The following is a 25855-nucleotide window of genomic DNA, read 5'->3' on the forward strand; positions in this document are numbered from 1 at the left end:
GCCGAAGCGGGGCGAGGCCCCTGGCCCAGCGATACGTGGATGCCGCGACCGAGAAGCGCCTGAACCCCGGTCGGTCTTGAGAAACCACCACTGCCCAGGCAGGGAAGCAGCGCGAAGCCCAGGAAGGGACGCATGGTCCGAGCACGAGCACCGCCCCATGCAGAGCGCACCCCCGAATCCAACTAGGTATGAGGAGATCCTGATGGACAGCACCACGCAGTACGCCGACGACGAGCTGGTCCTCGCGGTGGAGGACATCGCGGCCGTCCGGTCCCGCGCCGAGCAGCCCTCCGACGGGGGCAGCACCGGCAGGGGCGACACCAACGACAACGGCCTGTACTAGGAGCACACCTTGACCGCTGACCTGATCAGCGGCCGTCTGGGCGGGGACCAGTTCCCCGCCCAGGTGCTCGGCCGCGAACACCGCCGCTACCCGGCCGGCGAAGGCGAACGAGAGGCCTTCGCCGACCTGCTGAACTGGTCGGACCTGAACACACTGCTCGCACACCAGAGGCTCGACTCCCCCAGGATGCGGCTCGCCGCAGGAGGGGTCGTTGACGCCGGTTCCTACACCCGGCTTCGGCAGTACCGACGGATGCCCGACTGGAACCAGCCCGTCCCTCACCTGTTCCAGCAGCAGCTCAAAGAGGGCGCGACGCTGGTTCTGGACGCCATCGACGAGATGCACCTGCCGATCGGACGGCTCATCAGCGAACTGGAGGCCTGGCTCAGGACCGGAATCCAGGTCAACGCCTACGCCTCCTGGACCAGCAGGGAGGGTTTCGGAGTCCACTGGGACGACCACGACGTCATCGTTCTTCAGGTGTCGGGGCGCAAACGGTGGCGCATCTACGGCAACACCCGTCTCGCCCCCTTGCATGACGACGTCGAGTTCGCCGAAAAGGAACCCACGGAGATCATCGACGAGTTCGTCCTGGCCCCGGGGACATCCTGCACGTCCCCCGAGGATGCTGGCACGCGGTCGCCGCCTCCGAAGGCGAGCCGAGCCTGCACCTCACCTGCGGTCTGGTGACCACGACCGGGGTGAGCTTCCTGCGCTGGATGGTCAACGACCTGGTCGAGCATGACGAGATCAGGGCCGACGTTCCGCGTGCGTCTGATGAGCACGCGCTTTGGGTCCGGCGCATCTCCAAGCTGGTGTCGGACCGCCTGCGTTCTCCGGAGGTGGTGGAGGAATACTGGCGAAGCCAGGACGAGACCTCTGCGGCACGTCCGGTGTTCAGCCTGCCGGTCGCGGTCACCGGCGACCTGACGCTGTCCTCCGTCGTCCGGTTCGCCTCCCCGCGAGGCACGGTCACCTCCGAACACACCCAGGCGGGGGACGAAGTGGTCTACGCCGCGCAGGGACGACGCTGGCGCCTCTCGGCCAAGGCCGCCCCGGCGATCGCCCACCTGAACCGCAACGGGCCCACCTGTGTGAAGGAACTGCACGAGCTGGTGCCCGACATCTCGGAGAAGGCGCTTCTGGGACTGCTACGCAGGTTGATGGACGATGGTGCGCTGGCCTGGGAAGGCACCGCATGACCCTCCTCGGCATGGGGACCTACCGGAGCCGCGACGCCGCCACCTCGGTGAGCATCGCGGCTTCGGCCGGATGCCCCCTCATCGACACCGCACCCGTGTACGGAGGCGGCTCGCACCAAGCCGCGATCGCGCCCGTGCTGCGTGAACATCCCCGGCTCCGCCTCTCCACCAAGGTCGGCTACATGACCGGTGGCCAGGCCCGGGTGGCGCTCACCAGCGGCGCACTTTCCCGGGAGGATGCCGAGCTCGGGCACAGCATCGCCCCCGACTACGTGCGCTACCAGGTCGCCATGTCGCGCACCGAACTCCGGCGAAGGCCCGACCTGGTGTACCTGCACAACCCCGAACACCACCACCAAGAGCGGGGCGACCTCCACCAGCGCCTACGGTCCGCCTTCGTCGTCTTGGAGGAGCTGTACGCCTCGGGGGCCATCGGCGGGTACGGCGTTGCCACCTGGAGCGGGTTCGACACCGGGGCCTTCACCGTCGCCGACCTGCTCCGCCTCGCTGAGGAAGCCGCAGGCCGACCCGAGAACGGGCTCCGCGCGATCCAGCTCCCTGTGTCCATGGTGAAGATCGCCCCCGTCCGCCAGAGCCTGGAAGGAAGCGGCCCCATCGCCCAGGCCAGCCAGGCAGGATTGGGAGTGTGGGCCTCGGCCCCCTTCCACGGCGGCGAACTGTTGCCGCTGATCACCCCGAAGCTGGCCGAATCGGTGCAGCCCGGAGCGGGCCCCGTTGAGGTCGCGCTGAAGGTCGCCGCGTCAGCGCCAGGCCTGACAGGGGTCCTGATCAGTACCACCAACAGCACGCACTACGCGCAGGCCGCCGAAGCGATCCGTGAACCTGTGCCCGAACACCGACTCAAGGAACTCTGTGACCTCCTCGACCCACCTGCCCCCTGACCTGACCAGGCAATGGCACCAGGCGGCCGAACATCTCGGAGTCTGCGCCCCTGCTGAGGTCTCGTTGCATTCCGGGGTGGGCGGACGCACGCTGAGCGGCCCGGTGACCGTGGCCGATGGGCTCCCGGCCTGGCTGCGGCTGATGGTCGTGCCTCGGCCGGAGGGGAAGATCTGGGAAGGCGCCGCGCTCGCGGACGCGCTGCTCGGTGAGGCGGTCCCGCGCCCGGTGATGCTCGGCGAGCACGCTTGGCAAGAGGAGGAGGGCGCGTTCCAAGCGACTCTGTGGACGCGCCTTCGCGGTCAGGTTCTCTCACCGACGCCGGACCTGTCCGATACGGCTCCGGTGGAGGTCCAGTGGTGGCAGAACCTGCGCGCCTGCCTGGAAGAGGTTCGCGCTACCTCGGTGCCAACGGGTCGGGAGGTGATGACGCAGGCGTATATCAACCGGATCCCCCGGTTCATCCCCGAGCTGGCCGGAGAGGACCTGACCGTGCACCGCTGGGAAGTGGCTCACGGAGACCTGCACTGGGCCAACCTGACCCGCGCCCCGCTGGAAGTCCTTGACTGGGAGGGGTGGGGAGCCGCCCCGGCCGGATACGACGCGGCCGTCCTGCTGGCCTACGCCCTGCCCGCCCCAGCCACCGCCGCGAAGGTGCGCGAGGTGTTCGGTGACGTACTGAACACCGAGCACGGCCGCCTGGCCCAACTGGTGATCTGCGCCGAGATCATCCAGGCCTCCGAGCGCGACGACGTCCACACCCGGCTGAAACTTTACGCGGAACAGCTCGCTAGCGAGGTACTCGTTCCGCAGTAGCCGCACTGGGCTGGCCTCATCTGATCATCCTGGTTAAGTGGCCTGATTCATGCGCAGGCACAAAGCAGAGCCCCCAGCACACCCGATACGAGACATGGAGCTAAGGCTGCATGCTGAAGAGCCGGACGTAGTGCTGGACAGCAACGGCGTGATCCTCCGCATCGGACGCGTCCTTCGCGAGCGCAGCGAAATGAGCGGCCTCCTCGATCGCGTACTTCGCCGAGATCGAGTCAGCGAGGCTGTGTGCCCCAGCCGCGATGCGCCGGCCGTAGTTGGTGGGATCGTTCATCTCACGCAGGTCCCCATCGGCCAGGCCCTTGAAGAGGTTGCGGAGGTCCCAGTCGTAAATGATGATCGTGTTCGCCAAGGCGTACTGTGCTGTGCGCATCTCGAGATAAAACGAGGAGATCGGCACGGAGTTCCACGCTTTCCACGTCTTGACCAGCCGGATCAAATCCTTCGCCTTGCCATCAGTATCACGCTGGGCACGGTTGACGTAGTTGAGGTGGACGGCGGGGTTGCTGCGGATCCAACCCGTCCCTGCGGGGTCTGGGATGTCGTAGTCGTCGGTTGCCTTGTAGTACGCCGGTGTGATCTCCACAGCAGGTCCGCCGTCGAAGTAGGTCACACGCACGGAAGGGCGGTCGATGCGCACCCAGCAATCGGTGAGGCCCCGGGCGAGCGACGCGCGCACGGTCTCCAGAGCAGTCCATGAGTCCGTCGGCCTGGTGCTTGGCATCGTCACGAAGTAGTCGACGTCGCTACTGCCGCTAATCGCGGTGCCGTGGTGCCATGAGCCGGTCTCGCGCATGCGGATGATCCTCAGGTCCTGCTTGAGCCAGGACTCGATTGAGGCGCGGTGGCCAGCGGCGGTACTCCGGGCCTCCTCATCAGGCGTCATGGCCTGGATAATCGATACCAGGGTCGATTGCCCGGTCGCCCCCGTCATGTGCGGTCAGCCTCGAAGGTCTGGCCACCGTCGCGCTCGATGTTGCGCTTGGCGAGCCGGTACGCCCAGCGTGGGATCGGATCCGCGGCGTGATCCAGCTCGGACGCGCGGGCGGCGAGTTCGGTCAGCGCATCTCGAAGCTCCGGCACGGGGTCAGCCGGTACCCCGATGTGGCGCAGCCGCCGAGCATCATTGCGCAGTGTCGTGTAGGCGTTGCCGCTGTTCTGCGCCCGTTGAGCGAGGTTATCCGGGCGAGTGCCGGTCAGCACCGCAGCCGCGATGGCCGCCGCCACAGCCAGGACGCCCGAGCAGATCTGGGCATCCGCAGCGAACGTGATCACCGCTGCCGTGGTGCTAAGGCCCGCTGTGAGCGCGCCGATGCCCCAGTGGAGCATCCGCCAGAATTTGGCGGCCTCGAACTGGCCCTGAGCGGAGAACACGGCGCTCTCATGGACCCGAACAATCTCGACGCGGATCTCCTCGCGCTGTGCGACACCAGCAGGATCCGTCATGCCCATCCCCTCGATCGCCTGGTTCCTCGGCACCACCAAAGTCGGAGCGCGCCCTCCTTGACAGTGATCCGAAAAACACAGGAAACACCACGCTATCCGAACTGCCCGGGCGAACGGAGAGAGCGGCGTCTCGATATCCCAGCGATTCGATGTACATCGCATGAGGGTGTGGGCGCATACGAAGGACTTGCTGTGAAGGCTTCCGCTGGCACGGTTCGTGCTTGCGCTGGGGAACAACGGATGCCTAGAGCGGTGCTCACGAGTTCTCCAACAGTCCACCGAACACATTCGTCGCGCTCTCGGGGTGATCGACCTCGTGGTCGAAATCGGCCTTGAGAGCACTGCGGAGATCCGGGAGTTCGGGCGCGGCGTACGCAGGATTCTCCATGAAAGAGACGACTTCGCGGATCGCCGCGTCCCACCATTTCTGTGTACCCCGCTCACCGCGCTGCGCGCGGCGGTCCTTAAGCAGGTCTTGCCAGACTCGCAATTCCCAAAAGTTGCGATCGGCATCGAGAGATACATCGACCGAAAGAAGGTCACGGAGCCGAGCCTCCAGACCGTCTGCTCGCTTCGAGTTGTGCTCCCAGGTATCAACAGTGAAGTTCCACCACACCTTCCGCCGCAGCCGTATGACCCGGTACGCCAAATTCTGGGTGGAGTCGTCCTGGATGTCTTCCACAACTTCCCGAAGCTGGCGCACCAGGCGTTGCACATGCTCAACTTCATAGGAGACGGAGTCAGCTGAGGAAGCAGCAGAGTCGGCAGCAGACGAAGCGGACTCTGCGGCCTCGGCGGCCTCGTGGGTGGTGCTGGTCAACTCCAAGATCGGCGCGGAAACGTGCTTTTCGATCCCCTCAGCAATCTGATCAACTTGGCTCCCCACAGCACCGACAGCTGAGCGCAATTCGTCGCTGACCTGCCGGAAGCGCGCAGCAAAACTTCCTGCTTCACGGTCAAGGTAGATACGCAACAACTCATCGTCTGTCAGTGCCCTCGTAGACCGACCTTGGCGAGTCTGGCGCCGACCCTGGTCATCAAAATGCGGCGGCATAGTCGGGTGCACCTCGACTCGGACAAACGGCGTCTCTTCGAGGACTCCCTCCTCCACGATGAAGGCATCGACCGGGATAGGTCGCGTCTTGCTCGCCACGTCCTGGATCCGGGAAACAGCCTTGTCGAGACCCTTCGACAAGCCGAACGGTCGCCCGTACACCAGGCCTGTGGTCTCGTCCTCGACCTCATCCACGCCGACAAGAAGGTGGGCAACCTGGCGAGCCGGATCAGCGGCGACCCAGTTGGCGAGAGCAGCAAGCAGGCCAACCGATACGGCGTCAACATCACGCTTGAACTCAAAGCGACCCGATTCGCCGAGCGCCAGCATCTGCTGCGCTGCCGCGCTGACCTTCTGGTGTCTCGAAGGTTCAGGCTGATTCGTCATAATGCTGTTCTACCAGCGAGCACTGACGCACCGGCATGTGTTCCCACGACAACGACCGTTGGAGCTGCGGCGTGGAGCAGGCGTGACCCTCGCGCTGCAGGTCTCGTCACTGACCGCAGGTTCAGGCGACTTGTGTCCGGCTCGTCCGGTTCGCTGGTACAACTTGCACGAGCCGGGAGAGACTGGTCAGACTCACCCCCATTCGCGCAGTAAAGACCCCAGAATCTCTCCGGGGCACACCTGCGTTGGTTACCACGCTCTCGTGAGCACCATGTAGAGCTTGAGGCAGGGCGACTTCGAGGATTCAGCGGATTTTGTCTGCGTTCTTGAGGGGCCCGGATTAGCTCCGTTGCAGCTCCGGTGTTCCGGAACCCCCTGTTCAACGGTGGACTTCCGTGGTCTCCGGTGGCACGCCAGCGCCCGGACAGGCCGGAACGAATCACTACATAGCGGAGCGAAACCCCCGCCATCCCGCCGACTTTAATCCGCGGGTTCGGGGTTCGATCCCCTTGGGCCCCTACCAGCTCCCATCTAAAACAACGCCCACCGATCCCCGGCAGGCGTTGCCGTGGTGGGACCCGTGTGGGCCCCATCCGATTCCTTCGATGTCGGAGCGCATGGTGCCGACCGGGCATCGCGCAGCACCAGCGCCGCCGCCTCGTGGGCGACCTTGGGCAGCACACTCGTGTACGTGTCCGCGGTCAACACGATGCTCGCGTGTCCCAGCATCGCCTGCACCGTCTTCAGGTCCACCCAGGCCACCAGCGCGAACGTGGCCGCGCCATGCCGCAAATCGTGCAGCCGTACCGGTGGCAGTCCGCTCTCCGTGTGCAGATTCCGGAATAGGCGGCTCAGCCGGCCCAGGGCCAGGCCGCCTCCCTTGATACTGATGAACACCAGGTAACTGCGCACCGTCAATCGCCGAATGTCCGTGCATGAGCCCAGTCCCAGCCACTGCCTCACCGTGAGCAGCCGCCCACTCCTCTGCTCCGCACACGGATTCACCAGCCGGTAGGCAGCCACACTCGCCGCACCACTCGAGGCGAACCCACCTCGCCTGACTCGCCTGCGTACCCCGTCACGACGCGGCAGGTCCACCGGGAAGTACCAGCTCCCATGCCCACGCCTTCCCAACCTCGGACAGCTCCGCCCCAGAAGCTTCTTTTGGTCAGCCCGACATCCACACCGCTTGAATACCGACGCTTCATCCCCCGACACCATGGCCACCACCCCCCACCCCACCTATGCCCTCCGCATCCGGGCATGACGAAGAAGAGACGAAAGCATCCGTCTCCTGGAGCACCAGCGGGCACGTGGAATTGGCACCAGTGGCCGTGAACGGCCACCAACACACAAACCCCACCAGGACACCTTCACTCCTTCTAGGATCGGTACACCAGTTCCTGCCCCTCACCACTCAAGGAGACCGTGTGGAACTCCGGCTCACCGAAGCTGTCCAGACCCTGCGCGACGAACTGACCGAGGCCATCAAACAGGCCGAGGACGCCGACCTGGCCTTCGACGTCGGGCCGATCGGGATGGAGTTCGAGGTCGCCTTCCGCGTCGATGCCAAGGCCAAGGGCAAGGTCGCCGCGTGGATCGTCTCCGGGGAAGCCGAGGCCGGTGCCGGGCGCACCCACTCCCACCGGGTGTCGTTCACCCTCACCCCGCGCAGCAACACCAGCCCCAACGGGGACGTGTCCATCAACAGCACCCGACAGCACGCCGACCCCGGTGACCGGTCTGGACGTATCGGACGCTAATCCGTCCGCACCGCTGCTCTTGTCCTGTGTTGACCCGCGCCTGTTGAGGAAGCACCGATGCCCACGGCCGAGCACATCGCCCGCATCACCAGCACCATCGGAACCGGGTCCGGAAGTGTGATCGCACCCCGCCTGGTGCTGACCTCAGCCCACGCCGTCCCCCAGGTCGGCGGCGACGTCTCGTTCTTCACCGTCACCGACGACCACACCTACGCCGGCCGAGTGGCCTGGCGAGGCACCCCGCACGAACGCGACGACGCCGCCCTGGTCGAGATCACCGACCCCAACTGGACCCCACCCCCTGTCCACACACGATGGGGACGGCTGGTTACCGAACAACCAGGAACACCGTGTCACACCTGGGGCTACCCCGACCTCGTCCAACGCCAAGGCCATTCGATCGAGACCGCCCAACTCTCCGGGAACATCAACCCAGGGACCGGGATCATGCGTGACCGGTACGTCATGGACATCACCGCCCACCCACCCGAGTGGGGCGCCGAAGGCTCGCCGTGGGGTGGGCTGTCCGGGGCCGCCCTGATGTGCGGCGACCTGGTCGTGGGGGTGGTAGCCACCGCCCCCGCCCACCGCGACCACGCGGCGGTGGAGGCTGTGCCTGCCTATGTACTGCACCACGACCCCGCCTTCTGCGCCGTCCTCGACGACCACGGTGTGTCTCAGGCCTCAGCGCCGGTCGAACTCTCGCACCTGGCCCACACGCCTGGTTCTTTACGCAGGATGTCACCGGCCTCGTTGTTGGAAGCCCACCGCCAGGTCGTGGCCTTCCACGGCCGCGACGAACTCATGGACACTCTCCTTGGGTGGTGTGCTGACGATGAGCCGGTCGCGGCGGTCGTGGTCCACGGCCCAGGTGGGCAGGGCAAGACCCGACTGGCCTACGAGTTCACTGAGAAGCTCTGCGATCCTGACCGCCAGCGGCGGTGGGCCACAGTGTGGCTCAAGGCCGAGCCCACTGTTGAAGAGCTATCGGTGATCAAGGACGTGACCGTTCCCTTGCTGCTCGTAGTGGACTACGCCGAAAGCCGCACCGCACAGCTGGCCTGCCTTCTCAGGTTGTCCGACCGGCCCCCGGGAAGTCCGTCGATCCGACTGCTTCTCCTGGCACGCACGGTGGGCGAGTGGTGGGATCAGGTCAACACCGACACCAGATACCTCCTGGCCGACATCACGCAACAATTCCCGCTGCTACCACTGGCACCTCGTATGGTCAATCGCCAACACGAGTACCGAACCGCCCTGGCCCACCTCGCCCAAGCCCTGCCCTCTGTCCGCACTCCCGTCAAGGCTGCCTGGAATCAGATCACAGCTGACCTCCCGGACCCTGACCTGTCCGGGACAGAATGGGACACAGTCCTGAGCGTGCACATGCGTGCCCTGGCCGACCTGCTGGATGCCAGCCAGCCCTCCACTGCCATCACCCCTGACACAGCAGTAGAAGGCAGGGTGCTGGCCCACGAATACCAGTACTGGAGACACACAGCCGTCGCTAGAGGACTAGACGCACCGGAACTGGAGCAGCCTCTGCGGGACGTGCTGGCCGCGGCGTTCACCCTAGGCGCAGACACCACCGAGGACGCAGATGTGCTCGTGACAAACGTCGCATCACTGGACGGCCAGACTGTCGCGCTGAAACACCAGGTCCGCCGCTGGATCGCCGACTTGTATCCCCAAGAGGAGGAAGGATTGTGGAGCCGGTTGCAGCCAGACCTGCTCTTAGAATACTTCATCGGCCAACAACTCGTGCGTACTCCTTGCCTCTTCGATCCCCTTCTCGACAGTATCCGCGCAGCAGGCGCTAAACGGCTGGTGAACCTATATGCCAGCGCAGCTGCTCATCCTGCCTTCGGTACATCTTTGAACAATCATCTAACAGCCATGTGTACACGCCATCCTCAAACACTAGGCCCGGCAACCGTCACCGTAGCCACCCAGTGCGAATATCCTTCTCCCCTCATTCAGGCCTTGGAGCAAGTAACCACTGCCGCCGATACGAATGAAAAAGTTCTCACCGACCTACACAATGCAATTCCCTCCTTCAGTCATCGACTAAGAGAATGGGCGTTACACCTGGGAGACCGCTTAGTCGAATACGATCGAACAAGAGCGAAAAAGAACCCGGGCGCCAATCTCTACCAACTCGCTGGCTCTCTAAATAACCAGGCCGTACGTTTGGGTGCGCTAGGCAGGCACGAAGAAGCTATGCAAGCCGCAACTCAGGCTGTCGAGCACTACCAAACCCTCGCCGAACAGCACCCCACCCTCTACCTTCCCAATCTCGCCGGGGCCTTGAGCAACCAAGCCACCTTCATGGGATACGTGGGCAGGCACGGACAGGCGCTGGAAACCATCATAAAAGCCATCGATGTCCATGGCCAAATCGCTCAACAACACCCCGACATTCATCATCCTGACTTGGCCGCCGCCCTAAGCAATAAAGCCGTCCATTTAGGCCGCCTTGGCAAGTACGAAGAAGCTGCGCAAACCGTCGCCGAAGCTGTCGAGCGCTACCACACCCTGGCACAACAGCACCCTGCCCTCTATCTCCCAGATCTCGCTGGAGCATTGAGCAACCAAGCCAGCAGCCTGAGCAGATTGGGCAGACATAAACAAGCGCTTCATGCCATTACTCGCGCCGTGGACATCCGCAGCCAACTCGCTCAACAACACCCCGACATTCATTATCCTGACTTGGCTGACGCCTTGAATAATAAATCCGTCTCCCTGGGCGGCCTTGGAAGATATAAAGACGCTTTGACGGCAGTCACCCACGCCCTTGACCACTATCAAACCCTCGCCCAGCATCATCCCGCCCCCTACCTCCCTGGCCTTGCCTCCGCCCTTAATAACCAGGCCGTCTACTTTGGAAAAATTGGCAGGTATGAACAAGCCCTCCACGCCATCACCCACGCCGTGGACTTCCGCAACCAACTCGCCGAAAAAAACCCCGACGCCCATTCTCCCGACCTCGCTACATCCCTAGACAATAAGGCCGGCCTCTTAACGACCATGGGGAAGTATGGCGAAGCCTTCCATGCCGTCACACACGCCACGGTGATCCGCAGCCAACTCGCTCAACAACACCCCGATGTCTACCTGCCCGACTTCACCGCTTCCTTGAACAACCAAGCCAACAGTCTGAGAAGCTTGGGGCGGCATGAGGATGCTTTGCAGGTGATCACTGAAGCCGTCCGCCAATACCGATCTCTGGCCGAGCAATGGCCCGACGCCTACCTGCCCGAGCTTGCCGATTCCTTAAACAACCAAGCTGTCCATTTGGGAGATACTGGACGACAACAAGAGGCACTGGAGACCATCTCCGAAGCCATCCAGATTAGGAGTGCTCTCGCGGAAGCGCGGCCCGCTGTCCATCAAGGCGAGTTGGAGCGATCACATCAAGTACTCGCGTGGCTGAAAGGGCTGGACGGCGGTCGCAGGGGCTGACTCAGCGAGAAAAATATTGAGGTACCAGCGGACTGGAATCCGCACCTCAGGGACCGCCGGAAATCCTCCGTTCGTGCTCCGCATTACCGTGACCCCACAACACGGGGTAGTCTTGTGTAGTCTCCGGTGGCACGACGGCGCCCGGACGACCAGAAACAAAGCGGTACATATGTGGCAGTACAGCGTATTTCCCGTGGGCTTCTAATCCGACGCTCTCGCGTGTGAACCGCGCATGTATGGGGACTACCCAAACACCGGGCGAGCCTCGTCCGTTTTGCTGGTGCCGCCTGCACGTGCCGGGAGAAATTCACCAGACTCAGACCAAAGTTCGCGCGAGAGACTCCGTGCCCTCACCAGGACATGCCCGCAAGTGATGAGCGTGCTCTCGTGATCGCCCCATGGAGGTTGGGGAATGACGGCCTCGAGTACCCAGCGGATTTTGACCGCGTTCCGACAGGGACCGAATTGGCTCCGTTGTGGCTCCGGTGTTCCGAAACCCCCTAGTCTGCGGTGGTCGTCCGTGGTCTCTGGTGGCACAACCTCGCGTGGGCAGGACAGAACAAAATCCCAAATATCAGGACAAAAAACCCGCCATCACGTGGACTTTTAATCCGTGGGTTCGGGGTTCGATCCCCCGGGGGCTCACTCTTCCCGAACCGGGCGTTCCTCATCTTCGAGGGACGCCCTTCGTTGTTACTCGGCCGGTGGGAACCCGTAGGAAGCGCGAGATGTCTCCGATAACGCGCCAACGGGGTGCCCGGTCGGCGGATGCTTCGGCCGGAGATCGGAGAGAGATCCGGCTCAGCGCTCCTCTTCGGCTCGTTCGGCGACCGCCTCCTATCGCTCCGCCCTGCTCGCGGCACAGACGAGGCCCAGGGCCACGGCCCCACCCGCGTAGAGGACCACATCGACGGCCCCTTGCTCCTCGCTCTGGGAGGAACCGATCGGCCGGCCGACCAAGAGCACCGCGAACGTGAGAACGATCGCGAGGAGGTGGGGCCAGAGCGTTTTCGTGGCCGTCTCGCCGGTGATGGCGGCCCGTATACGGGTTCGAGGGAGGTCGAGGGCACGCGGTGAACGCTTCGGGCCGGCACTGTGGAGCCCGTAAGACCGACATGAGGCTGGATGGGACACCATAGTGCTCGACGACACGGACCTGAGATTGCTGCGCCTGCTCCAGCGCGACGGACGCGCCAGCTACGAGGCCCTGGCGCGGGAGGTCGGACTCTCCCGCACCGCGGCCCGGATGCGCACGAACAAGCTGCTCGACAGTGGCCGGATCCGGGTCCGCGGAGTCGTCAGGCCCGAGGTCACCGACATCACCACGGTCGGACATGTGTCGGTGGCCATCGAGGGCTCCGCCGAAAAGGCCGCGAGCGCCCTGTCGCAGGTCCCGGACGTGGTCTACCTGGCGGTGGCGGCGGGCCGGTATCCCCTGACCGCGGAACTGCGCACCACGGGGATGGAACGGCTCGCCGACGTGGTGGGGCGGATACGTGCGCTACCGATGGTGCGTGACGTCGACACCCTGGTCTACAGCGCGATCCTGCGTGACCGCTTCCAGGCGGAACGCCCCTACACGCCCACGGAGCTGGACACGACCGACCACGTACTGCTGAGGGAACTCCAGCAGGACGGCAGGATGCCCTTCTCCGAACTGGCCGTGCGCGCCGGTCTGTCCGCGCCCGCCGCGCGTGCTCGTGTGCTCAGGCTCGTGGAGGCGGGCGTTGTGCACGTGGGCGCCATGGTCGTGCCCGGCGCCCTGGGCGTGGAGTTCCTCTGCGGTTTCCTGCTGGCGGTCGACGATCCCGAGGGCGAGGCCCTTTCGGGTATCGCCAGGTCGGAGTCGACGGTGTTCCTGGCGCGGTGCATGGGGCGCGGAGACGCGGTGGGCACCGTGGTGGGCGCCTCCCTGGATCAGGTGCTCCAAGAGTTGGATCGGCTCCGATCGACGCCCGGAGTGAGGCTGATCGAGTCGTGGATGCACCTACACCTGGCCAAAGAAACCTATGAAACCGACTTTGGTAGCTGAAAACTTTGCAGAGATAGGTCTTGCCAAACTTTTCATCCACTAGATACCTTCCAATGTGTCGACGCGTTATTTGTGCTGCTCGACACATCGGAGGAGAACACCTATGGACACCGCCAAACGCGACGCGCATGCCTGGATGGATGCCCACAAGGACCACCTGTCACAGTGGCACCGCACCATCTGGGACTACGCCGAACCCGCCTGGCGTGAGTACCGTTCGAGCGCCTGGTACGTGCGGACCCTGCGCGAACACGGCTTCGAGGTCGAGGAGGGCAGCGGCGGCATGCCGACGGCCTTCTCCGCCACCTGGAGCAACGGCCCCGGCCCCACCCTGCTGACCTACGCCGAGTACGACGCGGTTCCCGGTAACTCCCAGGCGCCGGTGGCCAACCGTGAGCCGCGCGAGGGGCAGAGCGAGTTCGCGCCGGGGCACACCGACCCCCACTCCGCCCTGGGCATGTCGACCCTGGCGGGGCTGCTCGCGGCCCAGGACGCGATGAAGCGCAACGGAATCGGCGGCACCCTGCGCTACACCGGCGAGCCCGCGGAGAAGGTGCAGGGATCCAAGGTCGTCCACGGTCTACGCGGCTACTACGACGACGTCGACGCGATCATCAGTTTCCACCCCTTCTACATGCTCCCCCTGTGCAACACCACGCGGTGGGACACCCAGTGCGGCTCCTACTACAGCCGCGTGTACACCTTCATCTGCGATGAACCCGAGACCTGGCTGGCGGCCGACGAAGCCAGTCCCATCCCGGCCTCGCACTCCTCCGCACGCGCTCCGGGCGCCAACGCCGCCCTGTTCACGATGTACTCACTGACCAAGACCACCCAGGAGTCCATGCTGCCCTCGCACGGCGGCTGGTCCCTGACCGAGGCTCTGCTCCCCGGAGGCCAGGCCACCGCCGACAACCTCCCCGCACGAGTGGCCTCCATCCAGTACTCGTGGCGCTGCCCGGACCTGGACATGGCCGAACGCGTGCTCACCGTTTTGGACCGCAACGCCGAGCACGCCGCCCAGGCCTCCCACGCACGCCTGTCCACACGCTGGGTGGCCCGCAACCGTCCGGGCATCACCAACCACACCCTCGCGGAGGCCACGTTCCGCAACCTGGCGGAGGTCGGCGCCCCGACCTACGGCCCCGAGGCCGTCGAGGCGGCGCGCATGATCCAGAAGAGCCTGGGCTTCGAACCCATGGAAGACCCCTTCCTGGACGAGTGCCAGAGCCTGATCGAGCCGAGGGAGGCCGAGCGGTCGCTGCGTGAGCACATGCCGTCCTGGCAGACCAACTGGACCAGCGACGACTACGTCGAGATGACCTGGTACGCCCCCACGGTGCGCTTCTACGTGGCCCGCCCCGCGCTCAAGGTGCCCCAGGGGTCGCCCGGATACCCGTCCTGGGTGATGAACGCCCTGGGCGGCATGCCCGAGGCCATCGACCCCACCATCGACACCGCCGGGCGTACCGTGGCCGGCACCCTGCTGGATCTGCTGCGCGACCCCGAGACCCTGGCCCGGGCCAAGGAGGAGTTCGACCGGCGTCGCGCCGAGCGCGGCGACACCCCGGCCCTGCTGCCCGCGGACTTCCTCCCGCCCACCGAGCTGCCTTGGCCCGACTACGACAGCGGTACCGGTGCCTGGTCCCCCGCGGTCTCCTTCGAGACCGACGACCACGGACGGACGGTGCAGAGTCGATGACCGCCACCACATCCTCCGCCAAGGTCACCAGCTCCTCGCGCCGGGCCGCCATCGGATCCTTCATCGGCAGCACGGTCGAGTGGTACGACTTCTACGTCTTCACCATCGCCGCGGCCTTCCTGATGGGCCCCCTCTTCTTCCCCCTCAGCGAGAACCCGTTCATCGGGGTCATGGCGGCCTTCGCCACGCACGCGGTCGGGTTCTTCGTCCGGCCCCTGGGCGCTCTGGTCTTCGGGCACATGGGTGACCGGGTCGGACGCAAGAAGATCCTGGTCACCACGCTGCTCCTGATGGGTGTGGCCACCTTCTTCATCGGTCTGCTGCCCACTTATGAGCAGATCGGCATGGCCGCGCCCGTGATCCTGGTGGCCCTGCGACTGCTCCAGGGGTTCGCCGTCGGCGGCGAGTGGGGTGGCGCGGTGCTGGTGGCCGTCGAGCACGCCCCCGCGCGACGTCGCACCTTCCTGGGCTCGTTCGCCCAGCTCGGTTCCTCCGCCGGCTCCCTGTTGGCGACCGGGTCGTTCGCCCTGCTGAGCCTGATCGGGCAGGACTTCCTGATCAATGGTGGCTGGCGCATCCCCTTCCTCTTGAGCGCGGTGATGGTCGTCATCGGCCTGGCCATCCGGATGAAGGTCGACGAGTCACCGGTCATGACCGAACTCCAGCGCACCGAGGGCGTCTCACAGCGTCCCGCGGTCGAGGCCGTCCGTGGTTCCTGGCGCCAGATCCTGATGGGTATCGGCCTTCTCTCGGTCGGCGTGGGGGGCTACTACGTGGTCACCAGTTTCGTGATCACCTACGGCACCGTGGACCTCGGCCTGTCCGAGAGCATGCTCCTCAACGCCATCACCGTGGCCTCGCTCGCGGAGTTCCTCTCCGTCCCCGTCCTGGCTCTGCTGGGAGATCGGGTGGGCGCGCGCCGGGTGATCGGCTGGAGCATGCTTCTGGTGGCGGTCGCGTCGATTCCTCTGTTCGGACTCATGGCCACCGGTAGCGTCGTGCTCATCTGGGGCGTGATGTGCGTCGTCCGCATCGGCATGGCGGGCTCCTACGGTCTCGTGGGCTCGGTCCTGGCCGAATCCTTCCCCGCCCGCACCCGCTACACGGGTATCTCGCTGACCTACCAGCTGTGCGCCATGATCTTCGGTTCCATGTCGGCGCTGGTCGCCACGGGTCTGCTGGCCCTGACCGGTTCGGCGTGGTCGGTCGTGGGCTACCTGGTGGCCATGTGTGTTCTGGGAGCGGTGTGCAACAGAGGGCTCTCCCGATACGGGCACCACATGGACGCCGTCGAACGGAACGCGGGAGCGTAGCCGTGCGCGTCCGCGGACGGGGCCGGGCTCAGTGGAGACCGGCCCTCGCCGGTGGGTCTCCGGTAACACGACAGGGCCCGGCCAGGCTGGAACAAACCGCCACATAGCGGCGCGAAATCCCCCGGTCCCGTGGACTTCTCGTCCATGGGTTCAGGGTTCGCTCCCCGGGGGCGCCAGAAAAACCCCAGGCCAGTGCGTGTTCAACGCGCTCTCGACCTGGGGTTTTCGCGTGCCAGGGGCTTCGCCGCACCTCTATGCGTGCTCCTAGCGGGCCTATGGATACATGGTCGGGTTCACCGAGCAGGGCGTCGGTGGTCGCGGAGCCGTACACATAGCGGCGCTGAAGCATCTCCCGAGTCGGCGCCGAAGCGGTACTCCCGCAGGGGACGGCATGGTCCTGGCACGGAGGGCCTGTCCAGATCAGACCGACCGCGAACCAAGGGTGCCCGCGGTGGTGCCCCGCCCCCACGATTCTCCCGTCTCGACCCGTGCGTCGCCCAGTAGCGGTGTGTCATCTCCCGCCCGTGACATTCGTGGAGTCCAAGTCATGACGCGGCATCACTTTTGGACACACGCGACGCGCAAAAGACTGTGTCGTGGACGCGGTGGTCGAGCCGGAGCGTCCCGGGCCCGAGGTCGGCCCGGCGCCGCCGGCTCCGGACCGCGACTTCCAGACACCAACGAGAGGAACGACATGGCACTGCCGACCCTGATCTCGGTCGAGGACATGTTCGGCTCACCGGAGCGCACCCGGCCCCTGATCTCGCCGGACGGCACCCAGGTCGCCTTTCTGGCCCCGTGGAGGAACCAACTCAACGTCTGGCTCCAGGACCTGGACACCGACACCGAGCCGCGCTGCGTGACCAACGACGAGACCCGCAGCGTGATCCGCTACGAGTGGGCCGACGACCCCCGTTGGCTGCTCTACCTCCAGGACGTCGGCGGTGACGAGAACTGGCACCTGTACCGCGTGGACCTGGATTCTCCGGATGTTGACACGGTCGACCTCACACCGTTCCCCGGAGGCAGGGTTATCGGTTTCGAGCCCGTCGCCGGGCGCCCCGGTAAGAGGAAGCTGGTGATCGGCAGGGCGGCCGGGGGCATCGAGACCCACGAGCTGGACATCGCCTCCGGGGAGATCGTGTCGATGGAGGAGGACCCCGAGCACCTGGCGGCCCTCAAAATGGCCGAGGAGAGCGAGTGGCTCGACGGCACCGACTACCCCCTGGGCGTCTTCCCGACCACGATCACGCCGGACGGCACCGGGATGTGGATCGGTTCCCACCTGGGCACCGACCGTACCCGGCTGGTGCGGGTCGACTTGGCCACCGGAGAGGGGACCGAGGTCGACAGCCACCCCACCCTCGACATCGACACCCGGTCCCTGGTCTTCCCCACACTCCCCCCACCGCTGATCCAGGGCCGGCGGGGAGAGTTGCTCGGGGTGCGCTACCTCGGGGAACGGCAGGTGATCCACGCACTGGACCCGCACTTCGCCGAGGTCCTGGAGAACCTGGAGAAGCTGTCCGAGGGAGACCTCTCCGCCGTGTCCACCGACGAGAGCGGACAGCGGTGGGTCGTCACCTTCACGCACGACCGCGACCCCGGGGTGACCTGGTTCTACGACCACGCCACCGGTGAGAGCCGGCTGCTGTTCCGGCCCTACCCGCACCTGGACCCCGAGGCGTTGGCACCGATGCGGCCGGTCACGATCACCGCGCGCGACGGACTGGAGTTGCCGTCCTACCTCACACTTCCCGTAGGGCTGGACCCCGTAGGGCTGCCCATGGTGCTGCTGGTCCATGGCGGGCCGTGGGCCCGGGACAGCTGGGGGTTCGACCACTCCGTGCAACTGCTCGCCAACCGTGGCTACGCGGTGCTCCAGGTCAACTTCCGTGGATCGACCGGGTTCGGCAAGGCCCACATGGAGGCCGCGATCGGCGAGTTCGCGGGCAAGATGCACGACGACCTGATCGACGGCGTGGACTGGGCGGTGGCGCAGGGCTACGCCGACCCGGAGCGGGTGGCGATCTTCGGTGGTTCCTACGGCGGCTACGCGACGCTGGTGGGGGTCACCTTCACTCCGGACCGCTTCGCCGCGGCCGTCGGTTACGTCGGCGTCTCGAACCTGGCGAACTACATGCGGACCCAGCCCGAGTTCGTCCGTCCCGCGCTGGCCAACAACTGGTACCGCTACGTCGGCGACCCCGACGTCCCGGAGCAGGAGGCGGACATGCTCGCCCGCTCGCCGATCAGCCGGATCGACGAGATCCGCACACCGCTGATGCTGGTCCAGGGCGCGAACGACTCCCGCGTCGTGCGGGCCGAGTCCGACCAGATCGCCGAAGGGCTGCGCGCTCGCGGGGTGGACATCGAGTACATCGTCTTCGACGACGAGGGGCACGGGTTCGTGCACCCGAAGAACCTGATCACCATGTTCGACTCCGCGGAGCGCTTCCTCGCCGAGCACCTGGGAGGACGGACCGAACAGGGCTAGCCGATCAGGGCTGAGCGCCCGCGAAGAACCGAACACCCGGACGGCTCCACCCGTCCGGGTGTTCGCGTGTGGGCGGAGCGTGATGACCAGGGGCGGAGCCAAGACCAGTGACACCACGTCATGGGTGCGCCCCCAGGAATGTCATGCGCGGGTGTTGACGTGAGGGCACTGCCGGGCCAACGCCCCAACGGCTTGAATACAAGAGAAGGAGAACAGAGGAGCAACCGCTTAAAGGCCGAACCGCCCCTTTCAAAACTTTCGAAGGCAGGAGAAGCCCCCATGAGTCACCAGACCGCGATCACGAACTTCGAGCAGGAAGACCGGAACGCGCAGGAGGTGCGGGACGCGCACTCCGAGCAGCCGGTGGACATCAAGCAGGAAGTGCTCAAGGGCCTGGGTGGCACCTCGGGGATGATCTACTCCGTTCTGCCGGTCGTGGTCTTCGCGATGGCAGTCCCCTTCCTTTCACTGTTGGCCGCGATCGGGGCCGCGATCGCTGTGGCCCTGCTGTTGGCCGTGTATCGGCTGTGGCGTGGTGAGCAGGTCATGGCCGCGTTGGGCGGGGTCTTCGGTGTGGCTGTGGCCGGTGGTGTGTCGGCCGCGACCGGGTCGGCCAACGACTTCTTCCTGATCGGGATCTGGGCGTCGCTGGTGGGGGCGGTGATCCTGCTGGTGACGTTGGTGGTTCGTCGGCCGTTGACCGGGGTCATCTGGAACGCCGTCCATGGTGGTGAGAACCCCTGGCGTGAGGAGCGGGGCGTGCTTCTGGTGCACGATCTGGCGACCTTCGCGGTGATGGTGATGCTCGCCGGCCGGTTCGTCGTGCGGCAGTGGCTCTACATGGCTGATTCCACGACCTGGCTCGCGGTCGCCGACACGGTGACGGGCTTTCCGTTGACGGCGGTGGGCGCGGTGGTGATCGTGTGGGCGTTCCGTCGCTCCACCAAGCGTCTGCGCAAGAACGACACCGCCGAGACCGCCACCGCACCGACCAGTGCATAGACCAGCGCGCAGGGCCGACCTGACGAACACCGCGCCATCCATCGAACGGTGGGTGGCGCGGTGTTCGTCGTCTCCGTGGTGGATCGGGGCCGAACAGGCGATCCGATCCAAGGTGCGGTCGGTCAGGTGCTGTTCAGCCCTACTGCCCGCTGGAGCGGGCCACGGCCAAGAGGGCCTGCCACTCGTGGCTGTTCCCGAAGTAGAGGTGTCCGAGATGCCTGTTCTGGGTATCGCGCACGGCTGCGCCGACCGGGAGATCGGCGACCTCTACACAGTTGTCGCCTGAGCCGCCGTAGGACGACTTCCGGAAGCAAGCGACCTCGACACACTCCTGCGCAGTAGTGCTGTAGCTGCTCTTGTGGAACGTGAGTTCTTCGGTGTGGGTGCGCACGTGTGAGTCCTTCGCTGGAGGTAGGGGCGCCTTTCGGCTCGTACCCAACCTTGCTCGCGCTTACGTCCCAGGTTCAGAAGGACAACGTCCCGAACCCCTGACCAGCTGTGGCCACCAAAGAGTCGGCGAATCCTGCTCCCTGCCACTCTGCACGGAAGAGCTCGCACTCGTCGAAGAACGAGTTATAGGCAGGGCGTAGTGTTCGCGGGAACAAGCGAAGGGAGCCCTCACTCTTGTGGGGCTCCCTCTTTTCTAGGGTCGAGTGATGCGCAGCAGCGCGATCCACTCCGTCCCTGGGAACGGAAGGTGGCCGCGCTCAGGGTGCTTGGAGTCGCGGACCACAGCGCCTCCGGGGACGTCGGCAACGGAGACACAGTCACTGCGGTCGCTGTAGCTGGAGGTGCGGAAGTCGAGGGTGTCGAGGGTGGGAATTAGGCTCATGGGTGCCCTCTCCGGGGATTCGGCTGCCCTGCTACTCCTTGACCGTAGCGCTCAAAAGCGCAGCCCACTCCGAGGAAGAGAACGCCAAGTGGCCAAGTTGCCGGTTCTGGGTATCCCGCATCGCTGAGGCACCTGGCAGGTCTGCGACCTCAACGCAGTTCTGCCCCTGGGGCTGACTGTAGGAAGACTTACGGAAAGCGGAGGCGGGGATAGTCGAGTTCATCATCGTCCCTAGGTGATCATTTCTGTCAGGCGTGCCACGGTCTCATCCGGGGTGAGGGCCGCGATGCGCAGATGGCCGAAGGTGTTGCGGTAACGCGCCACCTCGTCCGGTTCCTCCAGGTACAACCCGTCGGTGTCAGTCTCCAGAAAGACGATCGTCGGGTCGACTGCCTCGGGGAAATCCATGATGACGAAGGGTCCGCCGAGTCCTGGTGTCAGCCGGTAAGCAGGAGTCATCTGGATGGTGGTCGTCGGAGCCTGCGCCGCATCCAGCAGGTAGGAGACTTGTCTTTCCAGTACCTCAGGGTGGTCTGACAACGCGAGTAGTGACGCCTCGGAAAACACCGACCACAACTCTGGTGGGTCGCTGTTGAGGATGCGCTGCCGTTCGAGTCGGGCATCAACAGCGCGCTGAATGCTGTGTTCGTCTCCGACTCTCGCCGCTCTGGCCAGGACGCGGGAGTACTCGGGGACTTGAAGCAGGCCAGGGATCACCAATGGTTCCCAAGTACTGATCACGTGTGCCTCAGCCTCGAACCCGATGAACTTTCCACTGAGAACGTCCCGGTACCTGGACCACCAGCCACTCTCGCGCGACTGCCTGACCAGGTTCAGGATCTCCTCACGTTCCTGCTGCTCGGTCACCTTGTAGGCGTCCAACAAGGCCCTGACTTCGTGAACTTGAGGGCGCTTCTTCACACCCGATTCGATGTTGCTGATCGTGGTCCGTGACATCTCAGCAGCTGGAGCAGCCTCGTCAAGGGTCATCCTCGCGGCGTCGCGACGGCGTCGAAGCTCATCGGATAGGCGTCGGCGGCGGACAGTAGGGCTGTAGCGCTGCGTCGTCATCTCTCTCCAAGTAGCTGGTCGCGATTCGAATCCTAGATCCTGGTTGTCTTGAACTAGACATTCCGGGATTTCCCGGACCGGATTTCAGCTTAGTCTCGAAAATCGGAAATTCAGGTTCCATGATGAGGCTAACTTGAAATCCCGGTCGGACCAACCGCCCGGAACCCTGAGCGCCAGGAGCCGCGCCATGTCGCGTTACCTGAACCTGTCCGAGCCGACGTACGTACGCCATCGTGCCGCCGAGCCGATCCACCACCGTTGCCCCCGTAAGGCCGGACGGGTGCGTATCTACGCCTCGTCTCCTCGAACCCTTGCCGAGACAAACCAACCGCGTTCGCCTCGTCCGCCACTGATCCCGGCTCCTCGTCGGCCGCTGGAGGCCGTGCCCTCGGAAGTCCTTCCCGCCGCGCTCGTCGGACTCCACCGGCTGGAGGTGGCGATCTGATGCTCGACGCCCACACCGGAAACCTGCTGTCCACCGTCGAAGACGCCTTGCGCCCGCCGCCGCACCTGACCCCCGGGCAGCTCGGTGACTGGTACTCCCACACCCTGCGCAACCGGCTTCCGCTCATTGGCGACGCGCTGCGCATCGCCCACCAGGAAGGGGATGCCGAGCTGGCCACGCGGTTGATCGACCAGGCCGTCGCCGACCACCCCACGCCCGGCCGCGTCGACACGGCCGGCCCTCGGATGGTCGTTCCACGTCCAGCACCGGCCCAGGACTCAACGGACGGCGAACTGCCCATCCCCGAACGAGTTCTCTGCGCCCTGATCTACCGGCATTGGGACCTGACCATCGAGGGCCGGCCGCCCCAGGAGAAATACGTGGCCCGCCGCCCGCTCACTTGGGCCGGGGAGGGTGACCGCTTCGAAAGCATCACCGCTCCTAGCCGCACCGAACTCCTGCGTCGGCTCGCCCACCGCCACCTGGGCACCTCCACCCGGTTCGACCCCGAGCCGCCGGACGCGGCCTGAGGCCCCCAACGAAAAAGCTCTGGCGGGTGCATGAACACCCCCAGAGCAGGCCGTCAACCAACCCGGATTCGAAGAGAAAGTTGCCGACATGGCCATTGTGCCGCATGCCCGGACTCAGAGTCACACCTTCACCACATCTTCGGCCCCCTTCCGCGACGGGCCGGGCATGACAGCGGCGAATAACAGGGTGCGCTCCGTCCTGGCCGCACCTCGGGGGCAGCGATTCTCCCGGCCGGGATCTGCCCGCCCGACCACCCCACGACCTGGCCCCTTCCGCCCCGTGAACCCCCGGCCGGAATCGCACCAGGCCCGGCAGGAACGGCTGCTCCGGCAGATGCCCGACAACCCCCGGGTCGCCTACATGCTTGAACACGGCCCGCTCCCGCACTGGATGATCGTGGCTCGTGAACGGAGGGGACAAGCCGAGAGGGAAGCCCGCGAGAGCAGGGAGGCAAGGGCCGCCGACGAGGCATTCCTCACCGATCTCCCCGGCATGGCCTCAGCCAAGCCCCGGGGCCGTCATCGGGCCCCGCGCCGGAGGCGGAGCGTGCCCGCTCTGGCCATCAACGTGGTTTTGCTCCCGGGAGCGGCGGTTGTGGCGGCAATAGGCCAAGCGGTAGTCGAGGCGGTCGGGTTCTTGCTCTGACCACGGGCACCAGAACCGCGGCCGGCGGCACCTCGAACGTGTTCGAGGTGCCGCCGGCCCGATCACTCACGGAATCGACCGACGCTTGGCAAGAGCCGGTCAGCCCACCAACGCTCTCCAGGTGATGGGTCCGCCCTCACCATCGACGACCAGACGGTTCAGGCTCTGGTAGGTGCGCACCGCGGAGTGCATGACCGGGCCGAAGTTGCCATCGACCAACAACCCGGCGCTTCGCTTGTTCATCACCTGCTGGAGCCCGCGCACGTGGGATCCATCGGCCGAGCTCTGGTCGAGCGTGTAGATCAGGTGAGGCCAGGTGAGGGGGCCCACCTGACCGTCGTCGACCAACCCTTGGCCACGTTGGAAGGCCTTGACCTCGTTGACCGACACGGGCCCGTAGTAGCCGTCGATCTCCAGCGAGCTTCCCCGCTGGTTCATCAGGTACTGAATGGCCCGGACCCGAGCCCCGTTGGACTCCGGGTCGATCTTCGGCCAGCCACCACCCAGGTCGACGCCTCGCGCGGTCATGAACGGCACCGGGTTGGTCGTCGGCCCCAACCCACCCGTGTGGGTCTCGAAGTGCAGGTGGGGTCCGGTGACGTTGCCGGTGGTGCCCATGTCGCCGATGCGCTGCCCGGCCGAGACCGAGGCGTTGAGCGCGACCCGGTAGGCGTCGAAGTGACCGTAGTAGGTGTAGACGTTGCCGCCGTGGGAGATGACGATGCCGTTGCCGGTGCGGCCGGGAAGGCCACCGCCCCAGGAACGGCGGATCACGGTTCCGGCCGCCGCCGCGTAGACGGCCGTGCCACTGGAGTTGGTGACGTCTTGCCCGGCGTGGGTGACATTGCCGCGCGGCGCGCCGTAGTGGCCTCCGTTGGGGAAGTAGCCGAGGGCGGGGTTGCACCAGGCGCCGTTCATTGCCGAGGCGTGTGCCGGCGTGGCACCGGCGATACCGGCGACCGCGATCGCGGCACCCACACCGGTGCCGAACAGGGCGCGGCGGCTCAGAGGGTTGGGGGACTTTTCGGCTCCGCTCGGAGCGGGGGTTGAAGCCGAGCAGGAGTCGCACATGGGGGACCTCCGAAAGGAAAGCTATCTACTTGTGAGGGGTAACTCAGGGAAAATTTCCTTCTGGGTTGGGATGGTAGGCACCTGATCTCGACCTGACCAGAGAGTTTCTCCCTTTTTTCCTGTTTTCTCCTGGCACGACTTCGGCAAAAGCAAGGACCGTTTTTCCTAAAAATGTCCCAGAATGTAGGGTTCCCTCCCATTTTGGGGTGAGGGAACTCCCTAGCGTCCGGAAACCCGGCGCGTTCGACATGTGCGCGGGGGCGCGACAACGAGGAGGGACACGTGCAAGCCCCACCTCGGAGGCCGGGGCATCGACTACACGGAATGCTCGACGGGGGCTTCGACGTGGTCGGTGAAGCGGTTCCGGTAGGACGTGGGCGTGGTCGCGTAGCGCGCGGTGAAGTTCTGCCGGAAGGTGACGGGGCTGGCGAACCCGCAGGCCGCGGCGACGTGGGCGATGGGCCGGTCGGTCGTCTCCAACAACCTGCGGGCCTCATCGAGTCGACGGGTCAGGACCCAGCGGGCCGGACTCACCCCCGTGGTCTCGCGGAAGCGGCGCGAGAAGTTGCGGGGACTCATGCTCGCGCGCCCGGCCAACACCTCCACGGACAGACGCTCGTCCAGGTTCTCCAACGCCCACGCCATCGTCCCGCCGATGGCCCCTTCCTCGGGATCGTCGAGAACAGGACGATCGATGTACTGGGCCTGGTCACCCTCTCGATGAGGCGCGATCACGAGGTGTCGGGCGACGGTGGCGGCGACCTCCGAACCGAGCCGGGAACGGACGATGTGCAGGCAGGCGTCCAGCGCGGAGGCCGTGCCCGCCGAGGTGAGCACGTCCCCGTGGTCCAGGTACAGCGCGTTCGGGCTCACCCGGACGGCGGGATGACGTGCGGCCAGTTCCTCCGCCGCCGTCCAGTGCGTGGCCGCGGTACGTCCGTCGAGGATCCCGCTGCCCACCACCGGAAAGGACCCCAGGCACAGCCCGACGATCCCCGCTCCCCGTGAGTGCGCGGCGCGGATCAGATCTCTCAACCCGGGCTCGGGTTCTGGGAGGTGGACCGGCCAGGAGGGGAAGACGAGCAGGTCGGCGCGCTCGGCGACGGCCGGGCCGTGCAGGTCGCCCACGCCGACCCCCTCCTCGGAGCGAACAGGGCGCCCGTCGTCGCTCCACACCTCCATGCTCCAGCCCGTGTCCGGGTACCGACGGGACAGCTCCCCGAACACGAGCAGTGGCGCGGCGAGGTGGAACGTGGTGATCCCGTCGAAGACGCGAATGGCGATCCGCATGGGTTGTCCTGATTCCATCGAAGATGTGCATCTATG

Annotated in this window: 24 protein-coding genes and 1 pseudogene; 15 read left to right on the plus strand and 10 right to left on the minus strand. The window is 65.6% G+C overall.

Annotated elements, in window-relative coordinates:
• The first annotated feature begins 202 nt into the window (after positions 1-202).
• From ACWGKS_RS21135 to ACWGKS_RS21155, 5 genes and pseudogenes are all read left to right on the plus strand, one after another.
• Entirely contained in the window at positions 203-343 is a 141-nt protein-coding gene (locus tag ACWGKS_RS21135; RefSeq protein ID WP_017578987.1) for a hypothetical protein, read from the plus strand.
• A 339-nt stretch (positions 344-682) separates the two neighbouring features.
• Positions 683-981, plus strand: a pseudogene (locus ACWGKS_RS21140) (JmjC domain-containing protein); the annotation flags it as partial.
• 48 nt (positions 982-1029) lie between these two features.
• Entirely contained in the window at positions 1030-1545 is a 516-nt protein-coding gene (locus ACWGKS_RS21145; RefSeq protein WP_452523701.1) for a hypothetical protein, read from the plus strand.
• Positions 1542-2447: an aldo/keto reductase gene (locus tag ACWGKS_RS21150; protein WP_452523624.1), complete on the plus strand. Its 906-nt coding sequence runs from the start codon at positions 1542-1544 to the stop codon at positions 2445-2447. The genes ACWGKS_RS21145 and ACWGKS_RS21150 overlap by 4 nt, the downstream gene beginning before the upstream one ends.
• Positions 2419-3261 carry a phosphotransferase gene (locus tag ACWGKS_RS21155; protein WP_452523626.1) on the plus strand — a complete coding sequence of 281 codons (843 nt, stop codon included), beginning with the start codon at positions 2419-2421 and terminating at the stop codon, positions 3259-3261. The genes ACWGKS_RS21150 and ACWGKS_RS21155 overlap by 29 nt, the downstream gene beginning before the upstream one ends.
• Positions 3262-3361: 100 nt before the next feature.
• Here the strand turns inward: ACWGKS_RS21155 and ACWGKS_RS21160 are convergent, their stop codons facing one another.
• The 4 genes from ACWGKS_RS21160 to ACWGKS_RS21175 all read right to left on the minus strand — a co-directional run bounded on the left by ACWGKS_RS21160 (position 3362) and on the right by ACWGKS_RS21175 (position 7075).
• Positions 3362-4210: an SMODS domain-containing nucleotidyltransferase gene (locus ACWGKS_RS21160; protein WP_452523628.1), complete on the minus strand. Its 849-nt coding sequence runs from the start codon at positions 4208-4210 to the stop codon at positions 3362-3364.
• Positions 4207-4722: an SLATT domain-containing protein gene (locus ACWGKS_RS21165; protein WP_452523630.1), complete on the minus strand. Its 516-nt coding sequence runs from the start codon at positions 4720-4722 to the stop codon at positions 4207-4209. The genes ACWGKS_RS21160 and ACWGKS_RS21165 overlap by 4 nt, the downstream gene beginning before the upstream one ends.
• A 256-nt stretch (positions 4723-4978) precedes the next feature.
• Positions 4979-6163, minus strand: a complete 1185-nt coding sequence (locus ACWGKS_RS21170) for an AlbA family DNA-binding domain-containing protein (protein ID WP_452523632.1) — start codon at positions 6161-6163, stop codon at positions 4979-4981.
• 531 nt (positions 6164-6694) lie between these two features.
• Positions 6695-7075 (minus strand): tyrosine-type recombinase/integrase, encoded by a 381-nt coding sequence (locus ACWGKS_RS21175; protein WP_452523697.1) that lies wholly within the window; start codon positions 7073-7075, stop codon positions 6695-6697.
• Positions 7076-7593: 518 nt separating this feature from the next.
• Here ACWGKS_RS21175 and ACWGKS_RS21180 point away from each other — a divergent pair.
• From ACWGKS_RS21180 to ACWGKS_RS21210, 7 genes are all read left to right on the plus strand, one after another.
• Positions 7594-7926 (plus strand): trypco2 family protein, encoded by a 333-nt coding sequence (locus ACWGKS_RS21180; protein WP_452523634.1) that lies wholly within the window; start codon positions 7594-7596, stop codon positions 7924-7926.
• A 57-nt stretch (positions 7927-7983) separates the two neighbouring features.
• Positions 7984-11388, plus strand: coding sequence for a hypothetical protein (locus ACWGKS_RS21185; RefSeq protein ID WP_452523636.1), 3405 nt, complete (start codon positions 7984-7986; stop codon positions 11386-11388).
• A 1138-nt stretch (positions 11389-12526) separates the two neighbouring features.
• Complete coding sequence (locus ACWGKS_RS21190; protein ID WP_452523638.1) at positions 12527-13420, plus strand: Lrp/AsnC family transcriptional regulator; 894 nt, start codon at positions 12527-12529, stop codon at positions 13418-13420.
• Between the two features lie 103 nt (positions 13421-13523).
• On the plus strand, positions 13524-15122 hold the full coding sequence (locus ACWGKS_RS21195; RefSeq protein ID WP_358507236.1) for a zinc-binding metallopeptidase family protein: 1599 nt from the start codon (positions 13524-13526) through the stop codon (positions 15120-15122).
• Positions 15119-16435, plus strand: a complete 1317-nt coding sequence (locus ACWGKS_RS21200; protein ID WP_358507235.1) for an MFS transporter — start codon at positions 15119-15121, stop codon at positions 16433-16435. Before ACWGKS_RS21195 ends, ACWGKS_RS21200 begins: the two co-directional genes overlap by 4 nt.
• 694 nt (positions 16436-17129) lie before the next feature.
• A complete protein-coding gene (locus ACWGKS_RS21205; protein ID WP_452523641.1) occupies positions 17130-18932 on the plus strand; it encodes a S9 family peptidase in 1803 nt (600 codons plus the stop codon).
• 279 nt (positions 18933-19211) lie between these two features.
• On the plus strand, positions 19212-19934 hold the full coding sequence (locus ACWGKS_RS21210) for a DUF3159 domain-containing protein (protein ID WP_358507232.1): 723 nt from the start codon (positions 19212-19214) through the stop codon (positions 19932-19934).
• Between the two features lie 139 nt (positions 19935-20073).
• Here ACWGKS_RS21210 and ACWGKS_RS21215 read toward each other — a convergent pair whose 3' ends face one another.
• The 4 genes from ACWGKS_RS21215 to ACWGKS_RS21230 form a co-directional block, all read right to left on the minus strand.
• Positions 20074-20325, minus strand: coding sequence for a DUF397 domain-containing protein (locus ACWGKS_RS21215; protein WP_358507230.1), 252 nt, complete (start codon positions 20323-20325; stop codon positions 20074-20076).
• Positions 20326-20577: 252 nt separating this feature from the next.
• Positions 20578-20766, minus strand: a complete 189-nt coding sequence (locus tag ACWGKS_RS21220; RefSeq protein WP_358507228.1) for a DUF397 domain-containing protein — start codon at positions 20764-20766, stop codon at positions 20578-20580.
• A gap of 31 nt (positions 20767-20797) precedes the next feature.
• Positions 20798-20989, minus strand: coding sequence for a DUF397 domain-containing protein (locus ACWGKS_RS21225; RefSeq protein WP_358507273.1), 192 nt, complete (start codon positions 20987-20989; stop codon positions 20798-20800).
• An 8-nt stretch (positions 20990-20997) separates the two neighbouring features.
• Positions 20998-21837 carry a helix-turn-helix domain-containing protein gene (locus tag ACWGKS_RS21230; RefSeq protein ID WP_358507226.1) on the minus strand — a complete coding sequence of 280 codons (840 nt, stop codon included), beginning with the start codon at positions 21835-21837 and terminating at the stop codon, positions 20998-21000.
• 187 nt (positions 21838-22024) lie between these two features.
• Between ACWGKS_RS21230 and ACWGKS_RS21235 the strand changes: the two genes are divergently transcribed.
• The 3 genes from ACWGKS_RS21235 to ACWGKS_RS21245 all read left to right on the plus strand — a co-directional run bounded on the left by ACWGKS_RS21235 (position 22025) and on the right by ACWGKS_RS21245 (position 23458).
• Positions 22025-22282: a hypothetical protein gene (locus tag ACWGKS_RS21235; protein ID WP_358507224.1), complete on the plus strand. Its 258-nt coding sequence runs from the start codon at positions 22025-22027 to the stop codon at positions 22280-22282.
• Positions 22282-22812, plus strand: a complete 531-nt coding sequence (locus tag ACWGKS_RS21240) for a hypothetical protein (protein WP_358507222.1) — start codon at positions 22282-22284, stop codon at positions 22810-22812. The genes ACWGKS_RS21235 and ACWGKS_RS21240 overlap by 1 nt, the downstream gene beginning before the upstream one ends.
• A 334-nt stretch (positions 22813-23146) precedes the next feature.
• Positions 23147-23458: a hypothetical protein gene (locus tag ACWGKS_RS21245; protein ID WP_358507220.1), complete on the plus strand. Its 312-nt coding sequence runs from the start codon at positions 23147-23149 to the stop codon at positions 23456-23458.
• A 99-nt stretch (positions 23459-23557) separates the two neighbouring features.
• Here ACWGKS_RS21245 and ACWGKS_RS21250 read toward each other — a convergent pair whose 3' ends face one another.
• Both ACWGKS_RS21250 and ACWGKS_RS21255 read right to left on the minus strand, forming a co-directional pair.
• Positions 23558-24529 (minus strand): peptidoglycan DD-metalloendopeptidase family protein, encoded by a 972-nt coding sequence (locus ACWGKS_RS21250; RefSeq protein ID WP_358507218.1) that lies wholly within the window; start codon positions 24527-24529, stop codon positions 23558-23560.
• A gap of 315 nt (positions 24530-24844) precedes the next feature.
• Entirely contained in the window at positions 24845-25819 is a 975-nt protein-coding gene (locus tag ACWGKS_RS21255) for a GlxA family transcriptional regulator (RefSeq protein WP_358507216.1), read from the minus strand.
• Between the last annotated feature and the right edge of the window lie 36 nt (positions 25820-25855).

Source organism: Nocardiopsis sp. NPDC055879 (assembly GCF_053615935.1).